At 65.3% G+C, this 23,368-nt stretch carries 16 protein-coding genes; 9 read left to right on the plus strand and 7 right to left on the minus strand.

Annotated features, from left to right (window positions below; genetic code table 11):
• Nucleotides 1–2 precede the first annotated feature (2 nt).
• From N430_RS18035 to N430_RS18060, 6 genes are all read left to right on the plus strand, one after another.
• Nucleotides 3–983 (plus strand): ABC transporter permease, encoded by a 981-nt coding sequence (locus N430_RS18035; protein ID WP_110638263.1) that lies wholly within the window; start codon nt 3–5, stop codon nt 981–983.
• On the plus strand, nt 980–1,843 hold the full coding sequence (locus N430_RS18040; protein ID WP_110638165.1) for an ABC transporter permease: 864 nt from the start codon (nt 980–982) through the stop codon (nt 1,841–1,843). Before N430_RS18035 ends, N430_RS18040 begins: the two co-directional genes overlap by 4 nt.
• Nucleotides 1,840–3,552, plus strand: a complete 1,713-nt coding sequence (locus N430_RS18045; protein WP_110638166.1) for an ABC transporter ATP-binding protein — start codon at nt 1,840–1,842, stop codon at nt 3,550–3,552. Before N430_RS18040 ends, N430_RS18045 begins: the two co-directional genes overlap by 4 nt.
• Nucleotides 3,553–3,563: 11 nt before the next feature.
• Nucleotides 3,564–4,775, plus strand: coding sequence for an acyl-CoA dehydrogenase family protein (locus N430_RS18050; protein ID WP_110638167.1), 1,212 nt, complete (start codon nt 3,564–3,566; stop codon nt 4,773–4,775).
• Nucleotides 4,772–6,154, plus strand: a complete 1,383-nt coding sequence (locus tag N430_RS18055) for an MFS transporter (protein ID WP_110638168.1) — start codon at nt 4,772–4,774, stop codon at nt 6,152–6,154. The genes N430_RS18050 and N430_RS18055 overlap by 4 nt, the downstream gene beginning before the upstream one ends.
• 88 nt (nt 6,155–6,242) lie before the next feature.
• Nucleotides 6,243–9,014: an RHS repeat-associated core domain-containing protein gene (locus N430_RS18060; RefSeq protein ID WP_158288797.1), complete on the plus strand. Its 2,772-nt coding sequence runs from the start codon at nt 6,243–6,245 to the stop codon at nt 9,012–9,014.
• Nucleotides 9,015–9,041: 27 nt separating this feature from the next.
• On the opposite strand, the gene sfnR is transcribed toward N430_RS18060, so the two are convergent.
• The 3 genes from sfnR to msuE are packed head-to-tail and all read right to left on the minus strand — an operon-like array spanning nt 9,042 to nt 11,906.
• Nucleotides 9,042–10,142: a sigma54-dependent transcriptional activator SfnR gene (sfnR, locus tag N430_RS18065; RefSeq protein WP_110638170.1), complete on the minus strand. Its 1,101-nt coding sequence runs from the start codon at nt 10,140–10,142 to the stop codon at nt 9,042–9,044.
• A 9-nt stretch (nt 10,143–10,151) separates the two neighbouring features.
• Complete coding sequence (locus N430_RS18070; protein WP_110638171.1) at nt 10,152–11,336, minus strand: acyl-CoA dehydrogenase family protein; 1,185 nt, start codon at nt 11,334–11,336, stop codon at nt 10,152–10,154.
• A 9-nt stretch (nt 11,337–11,345) separates the two neighbouring features.
• On the minus strand, nt 11,346–11,906 hold the full coding sequence (msuE, locus tag N430_RS18075) for an FMN reductase (protein ID WP_110638172.1): 561 nt from the start codon (nt 11,904–11,906) through the stop codon (nt 11,346–11,348).
• A 775-nt stretch (nt 11,907–12,681) separates the two neighbouring features.
• Between msuE and N430_RS18090 the strand changes: the two genes are divergently transcribed.
• Nucleotides 12,682–14,169 (plus strand): aldehyde dehydrogenase family protein, encoded by a 1,488-nt coding sequence (locus N430_RS18090; RefSeq protein ID WP_110638174.1) that lies wholly within the window; start codon nt 12,682–12,684, stop codon nt 14,167–14,169.
• A 24-nt stretch (nt 14,170–14,193) separates the two neighbouring features.
• On the opposite strand, the gene N430_RS18095 is transcribed toward N430_RS18090, so the two are convergent.
• Together N430_RS18095 and N430_RS18100 are read right to left on the minus strand one after the other, a co-directional pair.
• Nucleotides 14,194–15,042: a proline/glycine betaine ABC transporter permease gene (locus tag N430_RS18095; RefSeq protein WP_110638175.1), complete on the minus strand. Its 849-nt coding sequence runs from the start codon at nt 15,040–15,042 to the stop codon at nt 14,194–14,196.
• On the minus strand, nt 15,039–16,055 hold the full coding sequence (locus tag N430_RS18100) for an ABC transporter substrate-binding protein (RefSeq protein ID WP_110638176.1): 1,017 nt from the start codon (nt 16,053–16,055) through the stop codon (nt 15,039–15,041). The genes N430_RS18095 and N430_RS18100 overlap by 4 nt, the downstream gene beginning before the upstream one ends.
• A 156-nt stretch (nt 16,056–16,211) precedes the next feature.
• Here N430_RS18100 and N430_RS18105 point away from each other — a divergent pair, with 156 nt between their 5' ends.
• Nucleotides 16,212–18,140 (plus strand): S8 family serine peptidase, encoded by a 1,929-nt coding sequence (locus tag N430_RS18105; protein ID WP_110638177.1) that lies wholly within the window; start codon nt 16,212–16,214, stop codon nt 18,138–18,140.
• A gap of 53 nt (nt 18,141–18,193) precedes the next feature.
• On the opposite strand, the gene N430_RS18110 is transcribed toward N430_RS18105, so the two are convergent.
• Entirely contained in the window at nt 18,194–20,338 is a 2,145-nt protein-coding gene (locus N430_RS18110) for a methyl-accepting chemotaxis protein (RefSeq protein ID WP_110638178.1), read from the minus strand.
• Between the two features lie 541 nt (nt 20,339–20,879).
• On the opposite strand from N430_RS18110, the gene N430_RS18125 reads away from it, so the two are divergent.
• Nucleotides 20,880–22,199 (plus strand): Na+/H+ antiporter family protein, encoded by a 1,320-nt coding sequence (locus tag N430_RS18125; protein WP_110638179.1) that lies wholly within the window; start codon nt 20,880–20,882, stop codon nt 22,197–22,199.
• 4 nt (nt 22,200–22,203) lie between these two features.
• On the opposite strand, the gene N430_RS18130 is transcribed toward N430_RS18125, so the two are convergent.
• Nucleotides 22,204–23,211 (minus strand): FecR family protein, encoded by a 1,008-nt coding sequence (locus tag N430_RS18130; protein WP_110638180.1) that lies wholly within the window; start codon nt 23,209–23,211, stop codon nt 22,204–22,206.
• Nucleotides 23,212–23,368 lie beyond the last annotated feature (157 nt).

Genomic DNA, 23,368 nt, shown 5'->3' on the forward strand with positions numbered 1-23,368 from the left:
CGATGACGACACCTTCGGTAACCGACCCGCGTCGCCAACGCCTGGCCGCCCTGGGCCGGCGCGCCGCCATCCGCCTGGGCGGCGGTGTGCTGGTGCTGTGGGCGGTGGCGACCCTGACGTTCTTCGCCCTGCGCCTGATGCCGGGCGACCCGGTGCTGGCGATTCTCGGTGGCCCCAGCGCCAACCCGACGCCGGAAGCGATCGAAGCCGCCCGCGTGGAATTCGGCCTGGACCAACCTTTGGCCGTGCAATACCTGCTTTACCTCGGGCGGCTGTTGCAAGGCGACCTCGGCGTGTCGTACGCGCAGCACTTGCCGGTTACCCGTGTGCTGGCCGAGCAGGGCGGGGCGACACTGGAGCTGACCATCGCCGCGTTGGGACTGGCCTGGTTGCTGGTCCTGCTGCTGACGGTGGTCACTGCCGGGCGCGGTCGGCTGGTCGGCGGCATCGCTTCGTTGGCCGAAACCCTCAGCGCGGCGCTGCCGCATTTCTGGCTCGGCGTGGTGCTGCTGGCCGTGTTTGCCTTCGGCCTGCGCTGGTTCCCGCCCGCTGGCAGTGACAGCTTCGCCAGCCTGGTGCTGCCGGCGTTCTCCCTGGCGATTCCCTTGGCCGGGTTCATTGCCCAGGTCACCCGCGAATCCCTTGAGCTGACCCTCGAACAACCCTTCGTGCTCACGGCTCGCACACGCGGGCTCAGCGACCTCGCCGTGCGTTTCCGCCATGCCCTGCGCCACGCCTTGCTGCCTGGCGTTTCGCTGTCGGGCTGGGCCATCGGTGCGCTGATCAGCGGTGCCGTGGTGTGCGAGGTGATCTTCTCGCGCAAGGGCATCGGCCGCCAGCTGTACCAGGCGGTGCAGGCTCAGGACATGCCCTTGGTGATCGGCGTCAGCCTGGTGGTAGCGGCTGGCTATGTACTGGCGAACATTCTGGTCGACCTGCTTTACCTGTGGATCGACCCACGGCAACAGGAGGCTGCAGCATGACTGAACTGACCCTGGGTCGAACCCTCGCGCCGTCGCGTCGGCAGCGCCAACTGAAGTTGCCGCCGCTGGGTGCCAGCCTGGCCATCCTGTTCCTCTTCGCCCTGGTGTTGGCGGCGTTGGTGCCGGGGTTGTTCACCCGCATTGACCCGCTCGCCATCGTCCCGCGTGATGCCTTCCAGCCGCCGAGCTGGGCGCACTGGCTGGGCACCGACCAGTCTGGCCGCGACATCTTTGCGCGGGTCATCCACGGTGCGCGGCAAAGCCTGCTGATCGGCGTCGCGGCCACGGCGATTTCCATGGCCATCGCCATCACCCTCGGTTTGCTCGGTGGCCTTGGCGGGGCACGTGTGGACCGTGCGCTGGGCTGGTTGCTGGAAGTGCTGTTCGCCTTTCCCAGCCTGGTGCTGGCCTTGCTGTTCGTGGCGGTGTTCGGCAGCGGCGTCGGCCCGCTGATCGTCGCCACCGGGCTGGGCGGTGCGCCGGGGTATGCGCGCATGGTGCGTGGCCAGGTACTGGCGGTGCGCAATGCCGGTTACATCGAGGCGGCGCGGGCATTGGGGCATCCGACGTCGCGCATCGTCCTGCGCCAGCTGTTGCCCAACGCGATGCGGCCGCTGGTGGTGACGCTGACCATGGGCGTCGGCCAAGCCATCGTCTGGGCTTCGGCGCTGAGCTTCCTCGGTCTCGGCGCAAGGCCTCCGGCGCCGGAGTGGGGAACCCTGTTGTCCATGGGCCGCGACTTCATCGCCAATGCCTGGTGGCTGACGTTCTTCCCCGGCCTGTTCATCGTCCTCACCACCTTGGCCACGACCGTGACTGGCCGCTATATCCAACAACGCCTGGAGGGGCGCCTGCCATGAACGACAAGACCCTGATGGTCGAAGGCCTGAACGTGGCCTTTGACGGCCGCAGCGTGGTGCGCGACTTGTCCTTTACCTTGGCGCCGGGCCGCTGCGTGGCGTTGGTCGGTGAGTCGGGTTCAGGCAAGAGCGTCAGCGCTCGCAGCCTGGTCGGCCTGGCCGGCGCCAAGGCCCAGGTGAGCGCCCGCCAGCTGAGCTTTGCCGGCCATGATCTGCTCGGCTTGAGCGAGCGCCAGTGGCGTGAAGTGCGCGGCAAGGACATCGGCTTCGTGCTGCAAGATGCGTTGGTGTCACTCGACCCACTGCGTCCCGTGGGCAAGGAAATCCTCGAAGTGCTGCAGACGCATCGGTACGGCGATCGTCAATCGCGTGCTGCTCGGGTGCATGAGTTGCTTGAGCGGGTCGGTGTGCCCGACGTCGAACTGCGCGCTCGTCAGCGCCCCGGGCAGTTGTCCGGCGGCCTGCGCCAGCGTGCGCTGATCGCCAGTGCCCTGGCCCTGGACCCTGCGCTGGTGATTGCCGACGAGCCGACCACCGCACTGGATGCCACGGTGCAGGCGCAGATCCTTGAGGTGTTCCAGCAGATCAAGGCACGCGGCGCCTCGCTGCTGATCATCAGCCATGACCTGGCGGTGGTCGCGCAACTGGCCGACGAAGTGGTGGTGCTGCGCCATGGCGAGGTGGTGGAGCAGGGGCCGATGCAGCAGGTGTTGCGCCAGCCTCGGCATCCGTACACCCAGGCCTTGCTGGCGGCGGTGCCGGCCGAGCATCCCCGTGGCAGCCGGCTGTCACCGGAGCGTGCGGGTGTGCGCCGCGAGCCACGGGCACGCGGGTACAGCGACGTGCTGCTCGAAGGCCGTGGTATTGGCAAGCGCTACCTGGGCCCGGACGGCCTGTTGCGCCAGGTGGTGCAAGGGGTCGATTTCACCCTGCGCGCCGGGCGTACCTTGGGCATCGTTGGCGAGTCCGGCTCGGGCAAGACCACCGTGGCGCGCATCGCCCTCGGCCTGTTGCAACCTGACCAGGGCGAAGTGCTGTATCGCGGCCAGCCGTGGAACCGCCCGGCCAATGCCGTCAGCGAAGCGACGCGGCGGCCCTTGCGCCGCGACATCAGCGTGATCTACCAGGACCCGCTGGGCTCGTTCGACCCGCGCTGGAGCGTGGCGCAGATTCTCGACGACGCCCTGCAGGTGGCCGGTGTCGACGCGGCGGCCCGACCGGCGCGCATTGCGGTGCTGCTCAACCAGGTGCGCCTGCCGGCCGACCTCGCCCGGCGCCGGCCGTTGCAGCTGTCTGGCGGCCAGCGCCAGCGGGTGGCGATCGCCCGGGCAATCGCCAGCGAGCCGAAGCTGATCATCTGTGACGAGCCGGTCTCGGCGCTGGACGTGTCGGTGCAGGCCCAAGTGCTCGACCTGCTGGCAGACCTGCAGGACGAACTGGGCCTGGCCTACCTGTTCATCTCCCACGACCTGGGGGTGATCCGCCATGTCAGCGACGACGTGCTGGTGATGCGTCACGGCCAGGTGGTGGAGCAGGCACCGGTGGAGGTGCTGTTCGAGCGCCCGGCTCACGAATACACCCAACGCTTGCTCGGCGCAGTGCCGCGCCTGCCCGGCAGCGGCGCCGATCTGGTGGTGCCGCCGCTGGACCTGGAGCACGAAGCCTTCGACCTGTTCGACGAAACCCGCCTCTGGAAAATCGCCATTTAAAGGACTGAACCATGACCACTTTCCAACGTTTCCCAACCCAGCCTCCCGCAGCCGATGTTGCGCAGCTGAAGGCCCGCATCATTGCCCTGTTGCCCGCCATCGGCGCAGGCGCCGCACAGCGCGAACGCGAGCGCCAGCTGCCCCATGAGGCCATCGCCCAGCTCGCCGCAGCCGGGCTGTACACCGTGCGCATCCCGACCCGCTACGGCGGGCCTGGGGGCGCGGTCAGCGATGTGATCGAACTGCTGCTGCAGATCGCCTCGGTCGACTCCAACGTTGCCCAGGCCCTGCGCCCGGGCTTTGCCTTCGTCGAAGGCCTGCTGGCCGCGCAGGCCGAAGGCGCCGAACAGGAGCGCGAGCGCTGGTTCGCCCGTTACCTGCAAGGTGCAGTCATCGGCAACGCCGGCTGGGAGCTGGGCGGTGCCAACGGCGCCATCGCGGCGCGGCTGGTGCGCGAGGGTGAGCATTACCGCGCCAACGGCAGCAAGTTCTACAGCACCGGCGCATTGTTCGCCGACTACGTCAGCGCGGTGGCGCTGGATGAGGATGAGCAACCGGTGTCGTTCATCTTGCCGCGTGACCGCGAAGGCCTGGAGCTGGTCGACGACTTCGACGCCATGGGCCAGCGCCTGACCGCCAGCGGCACCACCCACCTGCACAATGTGCGGGTCGAGGCCAGCGAGATCCGCACGCGTACCGTGGAGGAGGGCAAGCGCACCCTCGTCACGCCATTCCTGCAGCTGTTCCTCGGCACCGTACTGGCCGGCATCGCCCGCAACGCGCTGAACGATGCCACGCGCTTCGCCCGCGAGCATGCCCGGCCGATCAAGCACAGCACTGCCAGCCGCTCGGTGGATGACCCTTACGTAGCGCTGTCGGTAGGCGATATTGCCGCCCGCGCCTATGGCGCCGAGGCCCTGGTGCTCAAGGCCGCCGCACGCATCGACCAGGCCTGGGCCGCGCAGCTGGAGGAAGCCGCTGTCGAACAGGCCGCCATCGAGGTCGCACAGGCCCAGTACCTGGTCGCCGAGTTGGCACTCAAGGCGGCCGAAACCCTGTTCGACGTCGGCGGAGCCTCCACCACCGGCCGCCAGCACAACCTCGACCGGCACTGGCGCAATGCTCGCACCGTGGCCAACCACAACCCGCGCCAGTGGAAGGCTGCGGTGGTCGGTGCCTGGCAGCTCAAGGGGACCCGTCCGCCTGTCTCGGGGCTGTTTTGACCGCCCAGCCGGCCTTGCTGGCCGGCCATCTGCAAAGCCCCAAGGTGCCGGTGATCATCGGCGCCGCGCTGTTCATGGAACTGCTCGACAGCACGGCGGTGATGACGGCCTTGCCGCAGATGGCCGCCGACTTCGGCGAACCGGGGCTGCGCATGAACCTGGTGGTGTCGCTGTACATGCTCGCCCTGGCACTGTGCGTGCCGGTCAGCGGCTGGGCCGCTGAACGCTTTCGCCCGCGCCAGGTGATGCTGCTGGCGATGGGTTTGTTCACCGTCGCCTCGCTGGCCTGCGCCCTGGCCGATACGCTCTGGCAGCTGTGCCTGGGGCGCATGCTGCAAGGGGCGGCGGGGGCGTTGATGACGCCGGTGGGGCAGGTGATCATCCTGCGCTGGTCAAGCCGCGAACAGCTGCTGCAAGCCATGTCCTGGCTGGCTTTGCCGGCCCTGGTCGGGCCGTTGATCGGGCCACTGCTGGGTGGGCTGTTGGTGACCGTGTTGTCGTGGCACTGGATCTTCCTGGTCAACCTGCCGATCTGCCTGGTCGGCTGCTGGTTGATCCTGCACCATGTGCCGGACTACCCGGCACGGCCAGTGCCGCCGCTGGATGTGCGCGGCCTGCTGCTCAGTGGTGGCGCCTTGGCCATGCTGGTGTTCGGCCTGGAGTCGCTGGGGCTGGGGCAGCTGCCGCGGGCCTGGGCTCTGGCGCTGGTTGCCGGCGGTGTGGCCTGCGCCTTGGGTTACCTGCTGCATGCGCGGCGACACCCCAGCCCACTGGTCGATCTGTCGCTGCTGCGCCTGCGCAGTTTTGGTGTGGCCCAGGCCGGTGGCGGGCTGTTTCGCCTCGGTTCGGCGGCGCAGCCGTTCTTGATCGTGCTGCTGTTGCAGAACTGCCTGGGCATGAGCCCGCTGGCGGCCGGGTGGCTGGTGGTCAGTGGTGGCGTGGGGGCGCTGTTGATGAAGCTGTTGGCCGTGCCGTTGGTGCGGCGCTACGGTTATCGGCGAGTGCTGAGTTGCAACGCCGCGCTCAGCGCTGCGGGGATTGCCCTGTGTGCCGGCTTTGATCGCGACACTGCGGTCTGGCTGATGGCGGTGGTGCTGTTTGCGGCGGGCCTGGTGCGGTCACTGCAATTCTCGACCTTGGGTGCTGCCAGTTATCAGGACGTACCCGGTGAGCGCTCGGCGGCGGCCAGTTCGCTCTCGGCGATGTCGGTGCAACTGACCATGGCCATGTCTGTGAGCCTGGCCGGGGTGATGCTGGGGCTGTTGGCCGGGCTGGACGGGCGCAGTGAAACTTCGGTAGCCGATATCGGCACGGTGATGCTGCTGTGCGCTGTTGTGTGTGGAGCGTCTGGCCTGGTGTTCCGGCGTTTGGCGGGCTGAAGCGAGGCCGTATCGCCCTGGCATTTTTGTCAGTAGCTCCTACCCACGCGTTCGGCTAACGTTCCACTGTGGCGCAATGGAGCTGGCTATGGACAACAGAGCCTGTGAGGTGCATCGAAACACTCCAAACGTGAGTGTGAGTGACAGTCGCGGGCTTCTAGTGCGTGATCTTGTCTATAGTCGCCATCCGGACACGCCGCAGGGGACAGAAGCGCTCGTCACGAAGCACAGCCAGGACGCGCGTGGTTACCTTGCATGCAGCGCAGATCCGCTGCTGAGTCGGGCCGGGGTTGTCAACGTCGTTGGGCGCTACGATTTATCGGGCAACGCTGTACGTTGGCAGAGCGTGGATGGCGGAACCTGCCTGCAGCTTACAGATACTGCCGGCCAGCCATTGCTGCGTGTGGCCCACATCGCCACGCCTGAGATGGCGGCGGACGATTACAGCCAGGCTGTAACCCAGTACTGGCACTACGAGCTGCAGGGCCTTCCCGGGCGGCTGGTGGCCATGACCGAACAGGCAGCTGGTGCCCCCCTCCGGTGTGCCGAGCGTCGTGTCTACGCCGGGCCGGACCTACAGCACCAACAGCGTAATCTGGCAGGGGTATCAATGCTGCATTACGACACGGCAGGGCAGATGAAGATCCTCAGTGTTGCCCTGAGCGGCGTACCGTCAGGCGTCAGCCGGCGGTTGATGACCGAGGCGGACGATATCGGTGCGCAGGTAGACTGGCAAGGAGAGGAGCCATCGGCCTGGGATGAAATGCTGGTCCCGCAGCAGCAGGGGCACATCACCTTGAGTACGCTGGATGCGATGGGCACGCCGCTGAACCATGAGGATGCGGCGGGCCATGTGCAGCGTATGGCCTATGACCTGGCCGGGCGGCTTGCCGCGACCTGGTTGACGCTGCAGGCAGGTGCCGAGCAGGCTGTTGTCAAGGCGCTCAACTACGGTGCAGCCGGGCAGAAGCTGAGCGAGGCCCACGGCAATGGTCTGTTCACCCGCTATCGCTTCGAGGCCTGTAGCGTTCGCCTGCTGGGCATCGCGACGGTGCGGGAGCCCGAACTGAAATTGCTGCTGGATCTGGCTTATACCTATGATCCGGCAGGTAATGTCCTGCGCGTGGTGAACGCCGCACAAGCGACCCGCTTCTGGCGTGGGCAGAAGGTTGAAGCGGGCAACCAGTATGTCTACGACAGCCTTCATCAACTGGTACGCGCCAGTGGTCGTGAAATGGCCTTGGCGAGGCACGCGTTCATCACCTTCGACCAAGCGACCTACAGCCAGTACACCCGCACTTATAGCTACGATGTGGGAGGTAACCTGACGCAGATTCGCCACAGAGGGCCGGCCACTGGCAACAACTACACCACGGATTTCACTGTGAGCGATCGCAGTAATCGCGCGGTGTTGAGCGCGTTGACGCAGAATCCGCGGGAGGTGGAGGGCATGTTCACGGCTGGAGGCCAGCAGCGCTTGCTTTATCCGGGGCAGCGTCTGCTCTGGACACCACGCGGCGAGTTGCAACAGGTGTCGCCTGTCACCCGTGAAGGCGCAGATGACGATTTTGAAAGGTATCGCTACGCCGGCGACCGACAGCGAGTGTTGAAGCTGACTTCGCGAGAAACGGCTGGTGCCAGAACGGGGCAACGGGTTGTGTATTTGCCTGGTCTGGAGTTGCGTTCCACATTCATTGGAGGAGCGCAGACGGAGGCGATGCAGATAGTCACCATGGGTGAGCCTGGTCGCGCCCAGGTGCGGGTGCTGCGTTGGCATGTCGGCCAGCCGGCTGGGGTCGAAAATGATCAATGGCGCTTCAGCCATGATGACCTGAGCGGCAGCTGCCTGCTGGAGACGGACAGCAAGGGCAGCGTCATCAGTCAGGAAGAGTTCTATCCGTACGGGGGGACAGCCATCTTTACCGGGCGTTCCGCGACCGAGGCGAGTTACAAGAGCTTGCGCTACTCCGGCAAGGAACGTGATGTCAGCGGGCTGTATTACTACGGCTGGCGCTATTACCAAACTTGGGCCGGACGTTGGCTGAGCGCCGACCCTGCTGGCATGGTGGACGGTCTCAACCTGTACCGGATGGTCAGGAACAATCCGACTTCAGCCGTCGACCCTGATGGCAAGAATTCGCAGGATTTGGCTACCGAGCATGCTAACCCAGGTTCGCATCTCGAGGCGCCACCGCGCCAGCTTGTCGACATGATCCGGGAAACTTTTCAGGTGCGCGCACGTGAGATGAGCCTGGTTCCGAATGAGCGGGTCATTCATACGGATCAATTCACCTTGTATCGGGGGGCTGCGCAGCCAAAGCGGCTCAAGATTATCTCCCATGGCAAACCAGTTGCTACGCCGGCCACGGATGGCCAGCATGTAGAACGGGTATTTACCGCATCAGCCAACATGAACTTTTTCACTGAAAACGGCTTCATGGCTGTAGTCGCTACCGAACAGGCGTCACCGAACTCGCTTGAGTCTTTCGTCAAAGGAGAGCGGCCGGTGAGAGAGCGGTTTTTGCGGGGTGACAATGTTTCTAACTATACATTGGCAGAGCTGGCGCCAGGAAAGAGCTCAAGTGAGACAGTGAAAGAATACGAGCGAGCGCCGTTCAAGATGAAGATGGAGCGGATGGCGAATCACAATGAGGTCGATGTCCTATTGATAAACGCACCGGTCAATGTCAGCGACGTGCTGCAATCGCTCGAGTCCCGGGGATTGCACTATTCCTCCGTTGATAATCTGTACTGCCGCGGTGCAAGGCCCGTTCGAGGGTCTCGGTTCTGGCGCGGGCTTGTTGGGCGTCTGCAAAATTGGCGGGACGGCGCCGGGCCGCAGCGTGCCGCCCACAGATAGCCCGCGCATGGGCCGGCACAGGAAAACTCAGATGGACAACCGCACCACCCGGTTATCCAGCACCTGCGGCGCCTGCCCCCGGCGCTTGTTCACCACCAGCTCGCCGATCGCAATCAGCCGCGTGCGCGTGACGTTGCGCGACAACCCCAGCAACTGCGCGGTATGCACCTGGTTGTAATGGCAGAAGTGATACGCCGAACGCAGCAGGGCATTCTCGACCTTCTCGTACAGATCGCCAGGCTGCTCCTCATACAACCGGCTGAATGCCTGCAGCAGCAGATCGTCCACGCCATGGTTCACTGGCGTTTCTTCCTGGCGTTCCAGGCGCAGGTTGGACAGGCGCAGGTCCTGGGCCTGGACCACCCCATCGCCGCAGGTCAGCAGGCTGTGGTGAATGACGTTCTCCAGCTCGCGGATATTGCCCGGCCAGCTGTACTCGACCAGCTTGGCCTGGGCCTTGGGGCTCAGTTCCACCGGCCCGTAACCCAGCCGCTCGCTGTAGCTGCGGATGAAATGCCGGGCCAGCGGCAGGATGTCCCCCGGCCGGTCGCGCAGCGGGTGCAGTTGCAGGGTCACCACGTTCAGCCGGTAGTACAGGTCTTCGCGGAAATGCCCGGCGTTGATGGCTTTCTCCAGCTGCACGTTGGTCGCCGCCAGCACCCGTACATTGATCGGGATGCTCTTGCGCGAACCCAGGCGCACCACTTCGCGCTCCTGCAACACGCGCAGCAGCTTGACCTGGATCGGCAGCGGCAGGTCACCGATCTCGTCAAGGAACAGCGTGCCGCCATTGGCCTCTTCGAACCAGCCGGCCTTGGCCGCCAGGGCGCCGGTGAAGGCGCCCTTTTCATGGCCGAACAGCTCGGCTTCGACCAGCGACTCGGAGAACGCACCGCAGTTCACCGCGATGAACGGGCCGTTGCGCCGGCCGCTGAGGTTGTGAATATGGCGCGCGACCAGTTCCTTGCCCGTGCCGGTTTCGCCAATGATCAGGACGCTGGCCTCGCTGGGGGCGACCTGTTGCAGGTGGGCGAGCAGCGCCTGCGACCTGGGGTCTTCGAAGACCTGTGCGGTCGCCCTGATCGAGGTAGCCAGTGTCGGTGACGGGGGGAGGGTCAGCAGTTGCATGGGCGATACTCAGGAATAGAAGGATGGGGCAGGGCGCTTGCCGCCGAGGGCCCACTCGCCGAGCTCGTGGATGCGGTAATCCACCGGGTCGTGCAGGGTTTGCGTCCTCAGGTTGCGCCAGTGGCGGTCGAAGCGCAGCGAGGCATGGGTGGCGCGGGCGCCGGTCACCTCGAACAGGCGGTTGCAGATGTCCAGGCCATGGCGCGTGGCCGCGACCTTGGCAGTACCGATGGCCAGGGCCAGGTCGCCGCGCTCCTCGGCGCTCAGCGCCTGCTCCTTGGCCCAGGCGCTGTCGAGCTGGCGGGCAGCACGGGCGATCAGCAAGCGCACGCTCTCCAGCCCCACCCAGAACTCGCCGTAGTGGCGCAGCACGTAGGGGTCTTCGGTACTGCTGGCGGCGGTGGAACGGAACCACGGCCGGCTTTCCTTGAGGCTGTACTGGCGCGCCTCGTCGAAGGCACCTTCAGCAATGCCAAGGAACAGGTTGGCGAAGTGCAGCTGGGCGATCAGCGGGCGCAGGGCGGCGAACGGCGTGCTCAACGGGCCGGGGTCGAGCAGCAGTTCGTCGTGCTCGACGCGCACCCGTTCGAAGGTGGCGCTGCCACTGTCGGTCTGGCGCTGGCCGATGTTGTTCCAGTCGTTGTGCAGGGTGATGCCGGTGCGCCCGCTGGGGATCGCGGCAATCAGCAGCTTGCCGCCAGCGCGCTCGTCCACCGCCGAGGCGATCAGCATTTCCGAGTCGCTGGCGCCGGAGCAGAAGCTCTTCTTGCCAGAGAACTCGCACCAGCCGTCGAGGTGCCTGACCACGGTGCGGGTGTCCAGCGGGTTGAGGGCGTTGCCCCAGAACCAGTGCTTGCGCGCAGTTTGTTCGAACCACGGTTGCCATTGCTCCGGGCGCGAGAACAGGCGCACGGTGGCCAGCATCAGGTGATGGAAGCCGAACACGTGGGCAAGCGAACTGTCGACCCGGGCGAACTCGCGCACCACCTCGAAGGTGTCATGCCAGCTCGCACCCTGGCCGCCAAAGGCCTGGGGAATCACCAGCGACAGCAGGCCGCTGTGGCGCAGGGCATCGCGTTCGGCCTTGGGCGTGCCACCGCGCTCGTCGCGTTCCACCGCGGTCTGGGCGAACCGTGCGGCCAGTTCGCGCGCCACCACGAGTGCCGGTCGGGCCGCATTCAGAGGTGCATTCATGGCGGCTCCTCAGGCGCTTTCACGGCGTGCGTGATGGGCGCCGAACAGCGGCACGGCGCGCTCGGCGGCCAGGCGGATGCGTGCGTCAAGGGCATCGCTGGAGACCTGGTAGTCGGCCAGCTCGGCCTGGCTGGCATACACGCCGATCGGCAGGGTCAGGGCCTGCAGGAAGCTGAACAGCGGGCGCAGCTGGTGGTCGAGCACCAGCGCGTGGCGTTCGCTGCCACCGGTGGCGGCGAGCAGCACGGGGGTGTCGACGAGGGCGTCCTGGCCGATCAGGTCGAACAGGTGCTTGAAGTGGCCGGGGAAGCTGCCGCGGTAGACGGGCGCGGCCACCACCAGCAGGTCGGCCTTTTCCACCAGACGCAGTTGTTGCTCCACGGCGTCGGGCAGCTCGCTGCGCCACAGCGCGGCACCCAGTGGCCGAGCGATGTCGCCCAGTTCGATCAGGTGCGGCTTGATGTGCAGGTGCTGGCTCAGTTCGGTGAGGATGGCCTCGGTCAGGGCCAAGGTACGCGATGGGCGGCTGGTACCGCCGGACAGGGCTACGACGTTCAGTGGGGTGCTCATGGGCAGGTCTCCGGTTCTTGGTAAGCGGGGGACTTTGCTTGAGCAATCGTCGTGCCGAATCATTAAATCCTTTTAGATCAACAGGTTGCGTCAAATGCGACGCTTGCGGTGTTGCCTTGTGGGCGTTGTTTTGTTGATCGGGTGTTGCGCTGCAGACAGTTGGCCGAGTGTTGGCGGCTGTACAGTTGGGAGAGTTATAGCGGAATTGTGATTGTCAAAAAAAGAATAAGAATTCATATTCTTATATCTGTTGTTGGCTTCGGGTGAATGTCGGGCTATGGCATCAGGGCATAAAGGTGGTGGACTTGGGATTTGTGGTGGTGCACAAACCGAGCGCCGCCCGCGCGGCGCATCGCGGGCAAGCCCGCTCCCACATTTGTTTCGGGCCAGTTACTCCTGTGATGCCAACAGGAGCAGCCTTGTTGGCATGGCGATACATCTCGGTGGGCGCTGATACTGCTCCACCTGTCTCCAGTCATGCACCAAGGCGGTCCCTGTTAGCCTCACAGGAGTGACTGGCCTGAAACAGATGTGGGAGCGGGCTTGCCCGCGATGCGCCGCGCGGGCGGCGCTCGATCTCACAGGCGCTGAAAGCCTCAAGGCAAGCACCTGTCAGCCATAACACGCCATCAAGCCAAGCACACAGTGATTTGGCCAGCGTGACATTCTCTTGAGGCTGCCTGACAAAACGTCGTACGGGGCTGGCAGGCGGGTGGGCGGGCGTTTGAAGATCGGCCGACAGACCTTTTTTGCGCTGCCATCCAGGAGTCATGTCATGAGCGATATCCAGCTGTTACCTGCCGTGGTCGAGTTCCTCGACAGGCCCCATGGCCATTTCATCGAGGGCCAGTACCTGGCGGGCGAGGCGGGGCTGTCGATCGCCATCCATGACCCGTCAAGCGGTACGGTCATCGCTCAAGTGGCCGAGGCCAGCGATGGCGAAGTCGAGCGCGCAGTGCGCAGCGCGCGGCAAGCCTTCAAGGGCGCCTGGGCCGAAGTTTCGCCTTACCAGAAAGGCGTGGTATTGAACCGTCTGGCCGATCTGATCGAGGCCAATGCCGAGGAACTGGCGCAGCTCGAAACCCTGTGCTCGGGCAAGTCGATCAACCTCACCCGCGGCCTGGAAATCGCCCAAAGCGTGGTGTTCCTGCGTTACTTCGCCGGTTGGGCGAGCAAGATCACCGGGCAGACCATGACGCCGTCGATCCCGTCGTTTGCCGGCGAGCGCTACACCGCGTTCACCCTGCGCGAGCCGGTGGGCGTGGTGGCCGGGATCGTGCCGTGGAACTTCTCGGTGATGATCGGCATCTGGAAGATCGCCTCGGCGCTGGTCACCGGTTGCACCATCGTCATCAAACCCAGCGAGTTCACCCCGCTGACGCTGCTGCGCATTGCCGAGCTGGCGATCGAGGCGGGTGTGCCGGCGGGCGCACTCAACGTCCTGAACGGGCGCGGGCAGGCCGGGCAGCGGCTGATCGAGCACCCGGACGTGGCCAAGGTGGCCTTCACCGGTTCTGTACCCACCGGCATCGCGGTGGGCAAGGCGGCGATGGCGGCCAACCTGACCCGTGCCACCCTGGAACTGGGCGGCAAGAATGCCGCAGCGCTGCTGGCCGATGTCGACGTCGATGCTGCCGTGGCCGGTATCGTGCAAACGGCCTATGTGCACCAGGGGCAGGTGTGCGCATCACCCGAGCGGTTGTATGTGCACCACAGCAAGGTCGAGGAATTCACTCGCAAGCTGGGCGCGGCGCTGGGGCAGATGAAGATCGGTTCGGCCCTGGACCCCGAGGCGCAGTTCGGGCCGCTGGCCAATGCCGCGCACCTGCAGAAGATTCTCGGCTTCTTCGAGCGGGCGCGGGCCAACAACACGGTGGTGTGTGGTGCCAGGGCAGTGGACCGGCCGGGCTACTTCGTCGAGCCGACCGTGGTGCTGGCCAACGGTGCCAGTGACCCGTTGCTGCATGAAGAAACCTTCGGGCCGATCGTCTGCGTGCTGCCGTTCGACAACGAGCAAGAGCTGGTAGAGCTGATGAACGACAGCCCTTATGGCCTGACCGCCAGCCTGTGGACCAACGACCTGTCAAAGGCGCTGCGGCTGATTCCGCAGATCGAGGCCGGCACGGTATGGGTCAACATGCACACCTTCCTCGACCCGGCGGTGCCGTTTGGCGGGACCAAGGCTTCGGGGGTGGGGCGTGAGTTAGGCAGTGCATTCATCGAGGACTACACCGAGTTGAAGTCTGTGATGATCAGGTATTGAGCCAAGCCAGGCTTAGGGGCGCGGTCACTTGCCACCGCGCCCATAAGCCTGGCTGATCCGGTCGATCACCATCGCCAGCGCGACGATGGCCAACCCGGCTTCGACCCCTTGGCCGACGTTCAGCGTCTGGATCCCCGCCAACACATCCTCACCCAGCCCCCGGGCACCGATCATCGACGCCACCACCACCATCGACAAGGCCATCATCACCGACTGGTTGAGGCCGGCCATGATGCTCGGCAGTGCCAGCGGCAGGGCGATGCGCCGCAGCCGCTGCCAGCGGCCGGCGCCCAGGCCGTGGGCGGCCTGCAGCAGCGAGGGGTCGATCTGGCTCAGGCCCAGCTCGGTCAGCCGTACCAGCGGCGGCAAGGCGTAGATCAAGGTGGCGAACACCGCCGGCACCTTGCCCAGGCCGAACAGCATCAGCACCGGGATCAGGTAGACGAAGGCCGGCAGCGTCTGCATCACGTCCAGCACCGGCAACAGCAGGCGCCGGGCCAGCGGGCGGGTGGCCAGCAGAATCCCCAGCGGCACGCCGACCAGCACGCACAGGCCGGTACTGACCAGCACCAGGGCCAAGGTCTGCAGCAGTTTGTCCCACAGCCCGAGCATGCCGATGAACGCCAGCAGCGCCACCAGCACCAGGCTGCGCAGCAGGCTGCGGCTGGCGTGCCAGGCAAGCAGGCCGACCAGCAGCAACAGCAGCCACCAGGGCATCAGGCGCAGCAGGTTCTCCAGGCCGACCAGCAGTTGCAGCAGCTGGTCGGAGACGCTGCGCAGGTGGTCGCCATAGTGCAGCACCAGCCAGTCGACCAGGCGGTTGATGGTGTCGGCGAAGGACAGTTGCAGGGCTTCGGGGAAGCCCGTGCTCACAGGCTGGCCTCGACCTTGCCGGCCACGTCAGCAGGTAGCCAGGCTTTCCACACATCGGGGTTGGCGCGCAGGAACGCCTTGGCGGCATCGGTGGGTGGCTGGCGCTTTTCGTTCATCTCGGCCAGAGCTTTGTTCAGTCGGTCGATGGGCAGGTCGACCTTCTCGAACACGGCTACCAGGTCCGGGTAGCCATCACGAAATGCCTTGGACACACCGACCGACAACTTCGCGGGCAACGACTGGCTGCCCTTCGGGTTGGGGTTTTTTGCGTCGGTCAGGGTGGCCCAGGCCGCCGCATCGAAGGGGGGCTCCTGCAGGCGCACCAGGTCGTAGCGGCCAATCAGCGGGGTGGGGCTCCAGTAATAGAACAGCACCGGCTGGCCGCGGCGGATGGCCGAGCTGATCTCGGCGTCCAACGCCGCGCCCGAGCCGCTGCGGAAGTTGTTGTACAGCCCGTCCAGCCCATAGGCCTTGAGCTTCTGGCTGTTGACGGTCTCGGAGGTCCAGCCGCTGGGGCTGTTGAGGAAGCGGCCCTTGTCTGGCATCTCAGGGTCGCGGAACACCTGCGGGTAGCGCTTGAGGTCGTCGACGCTGCGCAGGTCCGGTGCCAGTGGCTTGAGGTTGCGGGCCGGGTCGCCCTTGATCACGTAGGCCGGTACCCACCAACCTTCCTCGGCGTTCTTCACCGTGTCGCCCAGGGCGAAGACCTGGCCGGCCTGCTCGGCCTTGACCCAGGCGGGGCTGCGCCCGGCCCACTCTTCGGCGATCACCTGCAGGTCGTTGCGGGCCAGCGCCACCTCCATGCTCACGGAGCTGCCGGGGAGGGTGTCGGTGGGGTAACCGTAACCGTGTTCGACGATGTGACGCAGGATTTCCGTGGTCAGGGCGCCGCTCTCCCAGCCGATGGCGCCGAAGTGGATGGGGTTGGCTTGCTCTGCCGATGCGGCACTGTCGGTGCTGGCCAGGCCGATGGCAAGCAGCAGGCTCGCCAGCAGCGTTGGAAGTTTCTTCATCGGGGCCTCTTCATTACCGTGCCTTGGGTGGAGCAAGTGTAGACGACGGATCTGTGCGCCCCGCCAGGAAGGCTTTCGTCATGGCAGCGAGGGGGGGCGGAAGGAACAATCCAGCGGCGCATGACACCCCGTCATGCCCTTGAGGAGTGCAGGCCAATGAACCTCGATCTGGATTTCGTGTACTACCGCAACCTTCGTTTCGACGGCAAGTTTCATGTTCGATGTGCCGGCGGCGATCTCGACAAGGTTGCGCGCATCCGCTATGAGCTGGAGCGGATGGAACCGCAAGGGTTGGTACACCTGACGGGTGAATCGAGCGTCTCCATGGCATTCAGCGGTGCGCTGGTCGACCATGGATGCCCGGCAACGCTGTTCACCACGGCGCGTTCGGGTAGCTACCGGATCAGCCCCAGGGCCATCCTGCTCGATGCCCAGGCCCTGGCGCACGGCTTGCCGCCGGGCGCGCGCGGCGTGATCGACCTGGAGCCACTGACGCTGGTCATCACCGAGCAGGATCTGACCCGAAGCGTTGTCGATGCCGTGCCGCTGCGCCGTCGTCGCCGTGCGCTGGCGGAACCGGCGGCTGCGCCATCGCTCGATGACCCCTTCGCCCAGCTGGGTGAGCCTGCCGGCCACCCGGCTGTTGGCACATCACTGCCGCCGCTGCTGGTCAAGTTTGCGCCGGGCGGCGTCGATCAGTTGCTCGCCGACCTCAAGCCTCAGTCGCGCTCGCTGCTGGCGCGACTGTGGCCGAAACTCGGCGAGGTGATCGAGCTGCGCCCCCTGCTGGCAGCGCACGAGCAGCATGACCCACGCTTGCAGGTACTTGCCGCGTACGGTCTGATCGAGCAGCCGCGCAGCATGCTCAATGACACCTTCCTGGCACTGTCGCGGACCTTGGCCTCGCTGGACTATGTGCAGACGGCACAGTTCCTGACCGAGCAGCCGGCGCCGCACCCTCTCGCGCTTTTCGTGGCCGGCGCACTGGCGACCTTGCTGACCGGTGCCGCAGTGGTGGCTGGCGACCGTGCCTACGAGAATGCCTTGCCTACCCCGGACTTTGAGCCGCGCCAGCACTATCTGGACGCCCCTGGCGGGCGCTGGCAGGGCTTGAATGTCAGCCAGGCGTGGAGCCGGCAGGTAAGGGGCAAAGGGGCAAGGATCCACTTCAGCGACGGCGGGTTGTTCCCCGACCATGAAGACCTTCACCACAACCCTGCGTTAAAGGTCGTCGCCCTGGAGCCCAATGACGACCCCCGGCATGGTACGGCCTCGGTCGGCCTGCTGCTGGCCGCCGACAACGGCTTCGGAGTTACTGGCATCAGCCATCAGAGCGAGTTGTTCGTCTATCACAACCGTGCAGCGGATAGCGCAGGCCAATTGCGTACCCTCAAGGACCTGCTGCGCCAGGTAGAGCCAGGCGACATCGTCGGGATCAATCGTCAGACCGCCAACGTCAACGACCTCTACACGTTCCTGCCCAGCGTGCATGACCATGCCTGGTGGGACACGGTCCGCAGCCTGACCGAGCGGGGAGCGGTAGTGCTGGTCGCAGCGTCCAATGGCAGCAATCGAACAGACCCGCGAACCGGCAGTGTCGCCGGGCAGGGTGTCGACCTTTCGCAATGGCGTCACTTCAACGACCACGGTGATGCCGGTGCCATCCTGGTGGGCGCCTGCCAATCCTGGGACGGCAAGCCGCATCGGTACTCCAACCATCACTACCGCTACCGCATGCTCAATGCCTGGGGTGATAGCGTGACGACCCTGTCCTACGGCAAGCTGCAGGACAAGCCCGGGGAGCATCGCGACTACACCGACAGCTACGGCGGTACGTCGTCAGCAACGCCCATGGTCACTGGCGCCTTGAGCCTGATCCAGTCCTATGCCATCGGGCAGCACCATATCTACCTGAACGCCGACCAGATGCACCTGCTGGTCATGGCGTCGGGCTATGACGATGCCAGCGAGGCAGGCAGCGAGGTATTGCCAATGGGGGCCAGGCCCAATGTGCAGGGGGCATTGCTGTTGCTTGACCAGCTACTCGGTAGCGGTCGTTTCCTGAGCGCGCATGACGAGTTGTGAAGCGTGCCGGGGCCGCTGTGCGCATGGCACGGCGGCCCGGGGCCGGGCGCGGATCAGACGCGGAACTGGTCCATCAGCGCTTGTTGCTGGTTGGCCAGGCTGTTCAGCGACTGGCTGACCCGCGCCGACTCGTTGGCCTGGCCGGACAGCGATTCGGTGACATCGCGGATGGTTGCGACGTTGCTGTTGATCTCTTCGGCCACCGCGCTCTGTTCCTCGGCGGCCGAGGCGATCTGCAGGTTCATGTCGGTGATTACGCTCACCGCCTGGCCGATGCGCTGCAGCGCGGTCACCGCCTGGCTGACCTGCTCCACACCGCCCTGGGCCTGGCGATGGCTGTGGTCCATGCTGCCGACCACATCGCGGGTGCCGGTCTGCAGGGCTTCGATCACCTGTCGGGTTTCTTCCACCGACTCCTGAGTACGCTGGGCCAGGTTGCGTACTTCATCGGCGACCACGGCAAAGCCACGGCCGGCTTCACCGGCACGGGCCGCCTCGATGGCGGCGTTGAGCGCCAGCAGGTTGGTCTGCTCGGCGATCGAGCGGATCACCTCCAGCACCGAACCGATTTTCTCGCTGTTCTGCGCCAGGCCTTCGACTTCGGCCATGGCCTCGCTCATGTTGGCGGCCAGGGCATCGATGCTGGTGGTGGTGCGGTCGATCACCGCCAGGCCTTCGCGGGTGGCCTGGTCGGCCTCGCGTGCAGCCTGCGCGGCCTGGGCGGCGCTGCGGGCGACGTCCTGGGCGGTGGCGCTCATTTCGTGGGAGGCGGTGGCCACCTGGTCGACCTGGCGGTACTGCTGTTCCATGCCGGCGCTGGTTTCAGTGGCGATGGCCGAAGACTGATCGGCGGTGCCGCGGGCGGCCTGCACCGAGCGTTTCACCTCGGCAATGGTCGGTTGCAGCTTGTCGAGGAAGCGGTTGAACCAGCCGGCCAGCTCGCCGAGTTCGTCGCGCTTGTCGTAGGTCAGGCGGCGGGTCAGGTCACCTTCGCCGCTGGCGATGTCCTTGAGCATCGCCGCCACGCCGAGGATCGGCTTGGTCACGCCACGGGCCATCAGCCACACCAGCAGCAAGCCGGCAATCGCCGCGGCCAGGCCAAGGCCCAGCTCCAGCAGGGTGCCGCTGGTGTTCAGGGTGTCCAGTTCCTGCTTGAGCGCTTCGGCGGGGCCGGTCAGGGCATTTTCCGGCACGTCCAGCAGTACGCCCCAGGGTTGGGCGCCGGGGATCGGTTCGAAGGCCGCCAGCACTTTCAGGCGTGCCTGGTCATGGAGGGTGCTCAGCTTGCCAGTGGCCAGCTTGCTCACCAGCTCGGCGCCCTGGCGCGGGTCGACCTGGTCGAAACGCTGGGCCAGCTTGCTGGCGTCGGCGCTGTAGCCGGCCAACAGGCCGACCGGGCTGAGGATGCCGACCGTGGTGCGGCCCTCGTAGAGGCTGCGGCTGGCGTCCTGGCTCAAGGCCTGCAGGCTGTTGAGGTTGATGTCGATGGACAGGGTGGCGATGATCTTGCCGTTGACCGCCAGCGGGAAGACGATGCTGGTCATCAACACACGCTGGCCGTCGATGTCGTAGAAGTATGGCTCCACCACGCAGACCTTGCCGGTGCTGCGCGGACAGTTCCACCAGGTATTGGCCGGCTGGCCGCTGGGGCCGATTTCGGTGTTGGCCATGTCGTGCTCGGGCAGGGCCATGGCGGTCAGCTGGCCGGCACGTGGCTGCGACCAGTACAGGGCGAAGCGCCCGGTTTCATTGCTGCCCAGCTCGGCCTTGCCGACGAACAGGCTGTCCTTGCTGTCCAGCGCATTGGGCTCGAACACCAGCGACAGGCCGAGCAGGTCGGGGTTGGCCTGCAGCGCGGCGCGCACCTGGCGGGTCAGGTCCTCGCGCAGGTCGAAGGCGTCGAGGAAGCGTTTTTCTGCCTGTTCACGCAGGAACAGCACCTGGCGTGAGAAGCCCGCGCCGTACTGGTAGGCATCCATGAACTGGCGGCGGATGTTCAGGGCCTGGACTTCACCTTGCGACTCGATCCGCGACTGCGCGGCCTCGGTCAGCATCTGCATGCTGCTGGCCTTGACCAGGTCCGAGCTGTGGTCCATGCGGTACAGTGAAAGGCCGACGAGCAGGGTGACGATGCCGGCGAGGCAGAGACCGGCGAGCAGGGTGATCTTCCACTGGATGGAAAGTTGTCGCAAAGGCATGGGGGTGAATCCCTTTTTTCTTGGCAGTAAGGGGTTTGGTTTTTTGGGGCCGGGTTGGGGCTGACAGATGCCTGCCACCACATTTTCAGCGCCTGTGAGATCGAGCGCCGCCCGCGCGGCGCATCGCGGGCAAGCCCGCTCCCACATTTATTTCGGGCCAATCTCTCCTGTGAAGCCAACAGGGACCGCCTTGTTTGTTCCCTTCAATATCGAGGTGGGCGCAACTGCTTTTCATCAATCTTCAGTCATGCACCAAGGCGGATCCTGTTGGCGGGACAGGAGTAACTGGCCCGAAATAGATGTGGGAGCGGGCTTGCCCGCGATGCGCCGCGCGGGCGGCGCTCGATCTCACAGGCGCCAGAAACCTCAAGGCAGGCACCTCTCAGCCTCCCACCTATATCGGCCCTGGTCATTTTTTCTTTATTCAAACATTCAATTTAAAATGCGAGCGAAATGCGCCGAAATATGGCGCTTTTGACATCTCCCTCCCACTCCGTCAGAGTGCGCGCTTTTTGTCTGCCGCTATGAGGAACTCCAAACCATGAACGCAGTGATCGCCGCCGTCGGCATCATGCTCATACTCAGCCTGTCCCGCGTGCATGTGGTCATCGCCCTGATCGTCGGCGCACTGGCCGGTGGCCTGGTCGGCGGGCTGGGGATCGAAGGCACGCTCAAGGCCTTCAACGGCGGCCTCGGTGGGGGGGCCACGGTGGCACTGTCCTACGCGTTGCTCGGCGCCTTCGCCGTGGCCATTGCCAAGTCGGGCCTGGCCCATGCCCTGGCCGACCGCGCGCTGAACATGATCGACCGCCAGGGCCATGCCAATGGCGGCAAGGTCAAATGGCTGCTGATCGGCCTGATGCTGGTGGTGGCGGTGTCGTCGCAGAACATCCTGCCCATCCACATCGCCTTCATCCCGCTGCTGGTGCCGCCACTGCTGTACGTGCTGACACGCCTGCGCATCGATCGCCGGCTGATCGCCTGCGTGATCACCTTCGGCCTGATCACGCCGTACATGTTCCTGCCGGTTGGCTTTGGCAACATCTTCCTCAACGAGATCCTGCTGGCCAACGTCGCCCGTGCCGGGGTCGATATCAGCGGGGTCAATGTCACCCACGCCATGGCCATTCCGGCGGCCGGCATGTTCGTCGGCCTGCTGCTGGCGGTGTTCATCAGCTACCGCAAGAAGCGCGACTACGACCTGGCGCGCATCGAGCAGGTCGAGCAGGTCAGCGTGCAGTACAACCCGCTGACCCTGTTGGTGGCGGGGCTGGCGATTGCTGCGGCATTCATCGTGCAGCTGTGGCTGGACTCGATGATCATCGGTGCCATGGTCGGCTTCCTGATCTTCTCGCTGTCGGGCATCGTGCGCTGGAAGGACACCGACGACCTGTTCACCGAAGGCATGAAGATGATGGCCATGATCGGCTTCATCATGATTGCCGCCTCGGGCTTTGCCGATGTGATGAAGGCTACCGGCGAGGTCAACAGCCTGGTCGAGGCATCGGCGCAGTGGATCGACCACAGCAAAGGTGTTGGTGCCTTGCTGATGCTGCTGGTGGGGTTGCTGGTGACCATGGGCATCGGCTCGTCGTTCTCGACGGTACCGATCCTCGCGGCGATCTTCGTGCCGCTGTGCGTGCAACTGGGCTTCGACCCGTTGGCCACGGTGTGCATCGTCGGCACCGCAGGTGCCCTGGGTGATGCCGGCTCGCCGGCGTCGGACTCGACCCTCGGCCCGACCTCGGGGCTGAACGTCGATGGCCAGCACCATCACATTTGGGACACCGTGGTCCCGACCTTCCTCCACTACAACCTGCCATTGCTGGCGTTCGGCTGGCTGGCGGCGATGACGCTGTAAGGTGTCAGCCCTTGTCGGGTGGCGGTGAGATGCTGTTGAGGACGGTGCTGCCGTCCTTGCTGCGGGTCAGGTAGATCGGCAGCACCTTGGGCAGGTTGTCCACCAGCCGCTCGACTTCGCGGGTGTTGTAGATGCCGCTGATGCGGATGCGCCCGGTGCCGGGGTCGGCCAGCAGCAGCGGGGCGTCGAGGTAGCGGTTGATCACCGGCAGGGCCTGTTCCAGGCTCAGGTTGTCGAGCACCAGCTTGCCGTTGCGCCAGGCCAGGCTGTTGTCGTAATCGCTGTTCTCGGCCAGTTGCGGCTCGAAGTCCCCCGTGTGGTAGCTGGCCTGCATGCCAGGGCCAAGGCGGTAGCCGCCGGCGCTGCCATCGCTGCTGACCAGCACCGACCCCTGCACCAGTGTGACCTTGACCTGGTCCTGGTATTTCCAGACGTTGAACTGGGTACCGGTGACGCGGGTCTGGCCGCGGCCGGCGCGGACGATGAACGGGTGGCTGTTGTCGTGCTGCACCTTGAAGAAGGCTTCGCCACGCTTGAGGGTGACCTGACGCTGGTCCTTGTAGTTGAGGTAGGTCAGTTCGGTGTGCAGGTTGAGCTCGACCGTGCTGCCGTCACTCAACTGCACGGTTTGCATCTGGTTGCCCGCTTCGAAGTGCTGGTAGTGGTTGGGCAACCAGCCTTGCTCCCAGCCCATCCAGCCGGCCAGCGGCAAGACCAGCAGGGCCAGTGCGGCTGCCGATGCCAGTGGCCGCCAGTTGCGTGCCCGCGGCACATGCCGCGCAGGCGGGTTGAAGTCGATGACCGTGGCGGTGCGTGGTAGCATATCGGCGGTTTGCCAGATTTCCAGCATCGCCTGGTATTCCTCGGCGTGACGCGGGTCGGCTGCCAGCCAGCGGGCGAAGGCTTCACGTTCGACCAGCGTGCAATCGTCGGCGTGCAGGCGCATGCACCAGTGCGCGGCGGCATCGGTGATGGCATCGTCTGGGCTGGGATTGAGGCGGTCTTGGTTCATCATGGCTCCGGGTTTTGCGCATTCTACCCCTGCAGAGGGGCTCCCGAGAACCGAGGTAATGGCGAATGACTATCAGTTATGTGGGTTTTTCGTCGGTTTCGCAAGGGATTTCCCGCGTTTGAGAACGCTTCGCGGCAAGCACGAAGCGCTCCCTTGC

The organism is Pseudomonas sp. CC120222-01a, assembly GCF_003097235.1.
Taxonomy (GTDB): domain Bacteria; phylum Pseudomonadota; class Gammaproteobacteria; order Pseudomonadales; family Pseudomonadaceae; genus Aquipseudomonas.

Bases quoted from the DNA above. Each gene is read 5' to 3' on its own strand.
- N430_RS18045 (WP_110638166.1), top strand. From the start codon at position 1,840: ATGAACGACAAGACCCTGATGGTCGAAGGCCTGAACGTGGCCTTTGAC.
- N430_RS18125 (WP_110638179.1), top strand. From the start codon at position 20,880: ATGAACGCAGTGATCGCCGCCGTCGGCATCATGCTCATACTCAGCCTG.
- sfnR (WP_110638170.1), bottom strand. From the start codon at position 10,142: ATGCAACTGCTGACCCTCCCCCCGTCACCGACACTGGCTACCTCGATC.
- msuE (WP_110638172.1), bottom strand. From the start codon at position 11,906: ATGAGCACCCCACTGAACGTCGTAGCCCTGTCCGGCGGTACCAGCCGC.
- N430_RS18035 (WP_110638263.1), top strand. From the start codon at position 3: ATGACGACACCTTCGGTAACCGACCCGCGTCGCCAACGCCTGGCCGCC.
- N430_RS18060 (WP_158288797.1), top strand. From the start codon at position 6,243: ATGGACAACAGAGCCTGTGAGGTGCATCGAAACACTCCAAACGTGAGT.
- N430_RS18110 (WP_110638178.1), bottom strand. From the start codon at position 20,338: ATGCCTTTGCGACAACTTTCCATCCAGTGGAAGATCACCCTGCTCGCC.
- N430_RS18040 (WP_110638165.1), top strand. From the start codon at position 980: ATGACTGAACTGACCCTGGGTCGAACCCTCGCGCCGTCGCGTCGGCAG.
- N430_RS18050 (WP_110638167.1), top strand. From the start codon at position 3,564: ATGACCACTTTCCAACGTTTCCCAACCCAGCCTCCCGCAGCCGATGTT.
- N430_RS18070 (WP_110638171.1), bottom strand. From the start codon at position 11,336: ATGAATGCACCTCTGAATGCGGCCCGACCGGCACTCGTGGTGGCGCGC.
- N430_RS18090 (WP_110638174.1), top strand. From the start codon at position 12,682: ATGAGCGATATCCAGCTGTTACCTGCCGTGGTCGAGTTCCTCGACAGG.
- N430_RS18100 (WP_110638176.1), bottom strand. From the start codon at position 16,055: ATGAAGAAACTTCCAACGCTGCTGGCGAGCCTGCTGCTTGCCATCGGC.
- N430_RS18130 (WP_110638180.1), bottom strand. From the start codon at position 23,211: ATGAACCAAGACCGCCTCAATCCCAGCCCAGACGATGCCATCACCGAT.
- N430_RS18105 (WP_110638177.1), top strand. From the start codon at position 16,212: ATGAACCTCGATCTGGATTTCGTGTACTACCGCAACCTTCGTTTCGAC.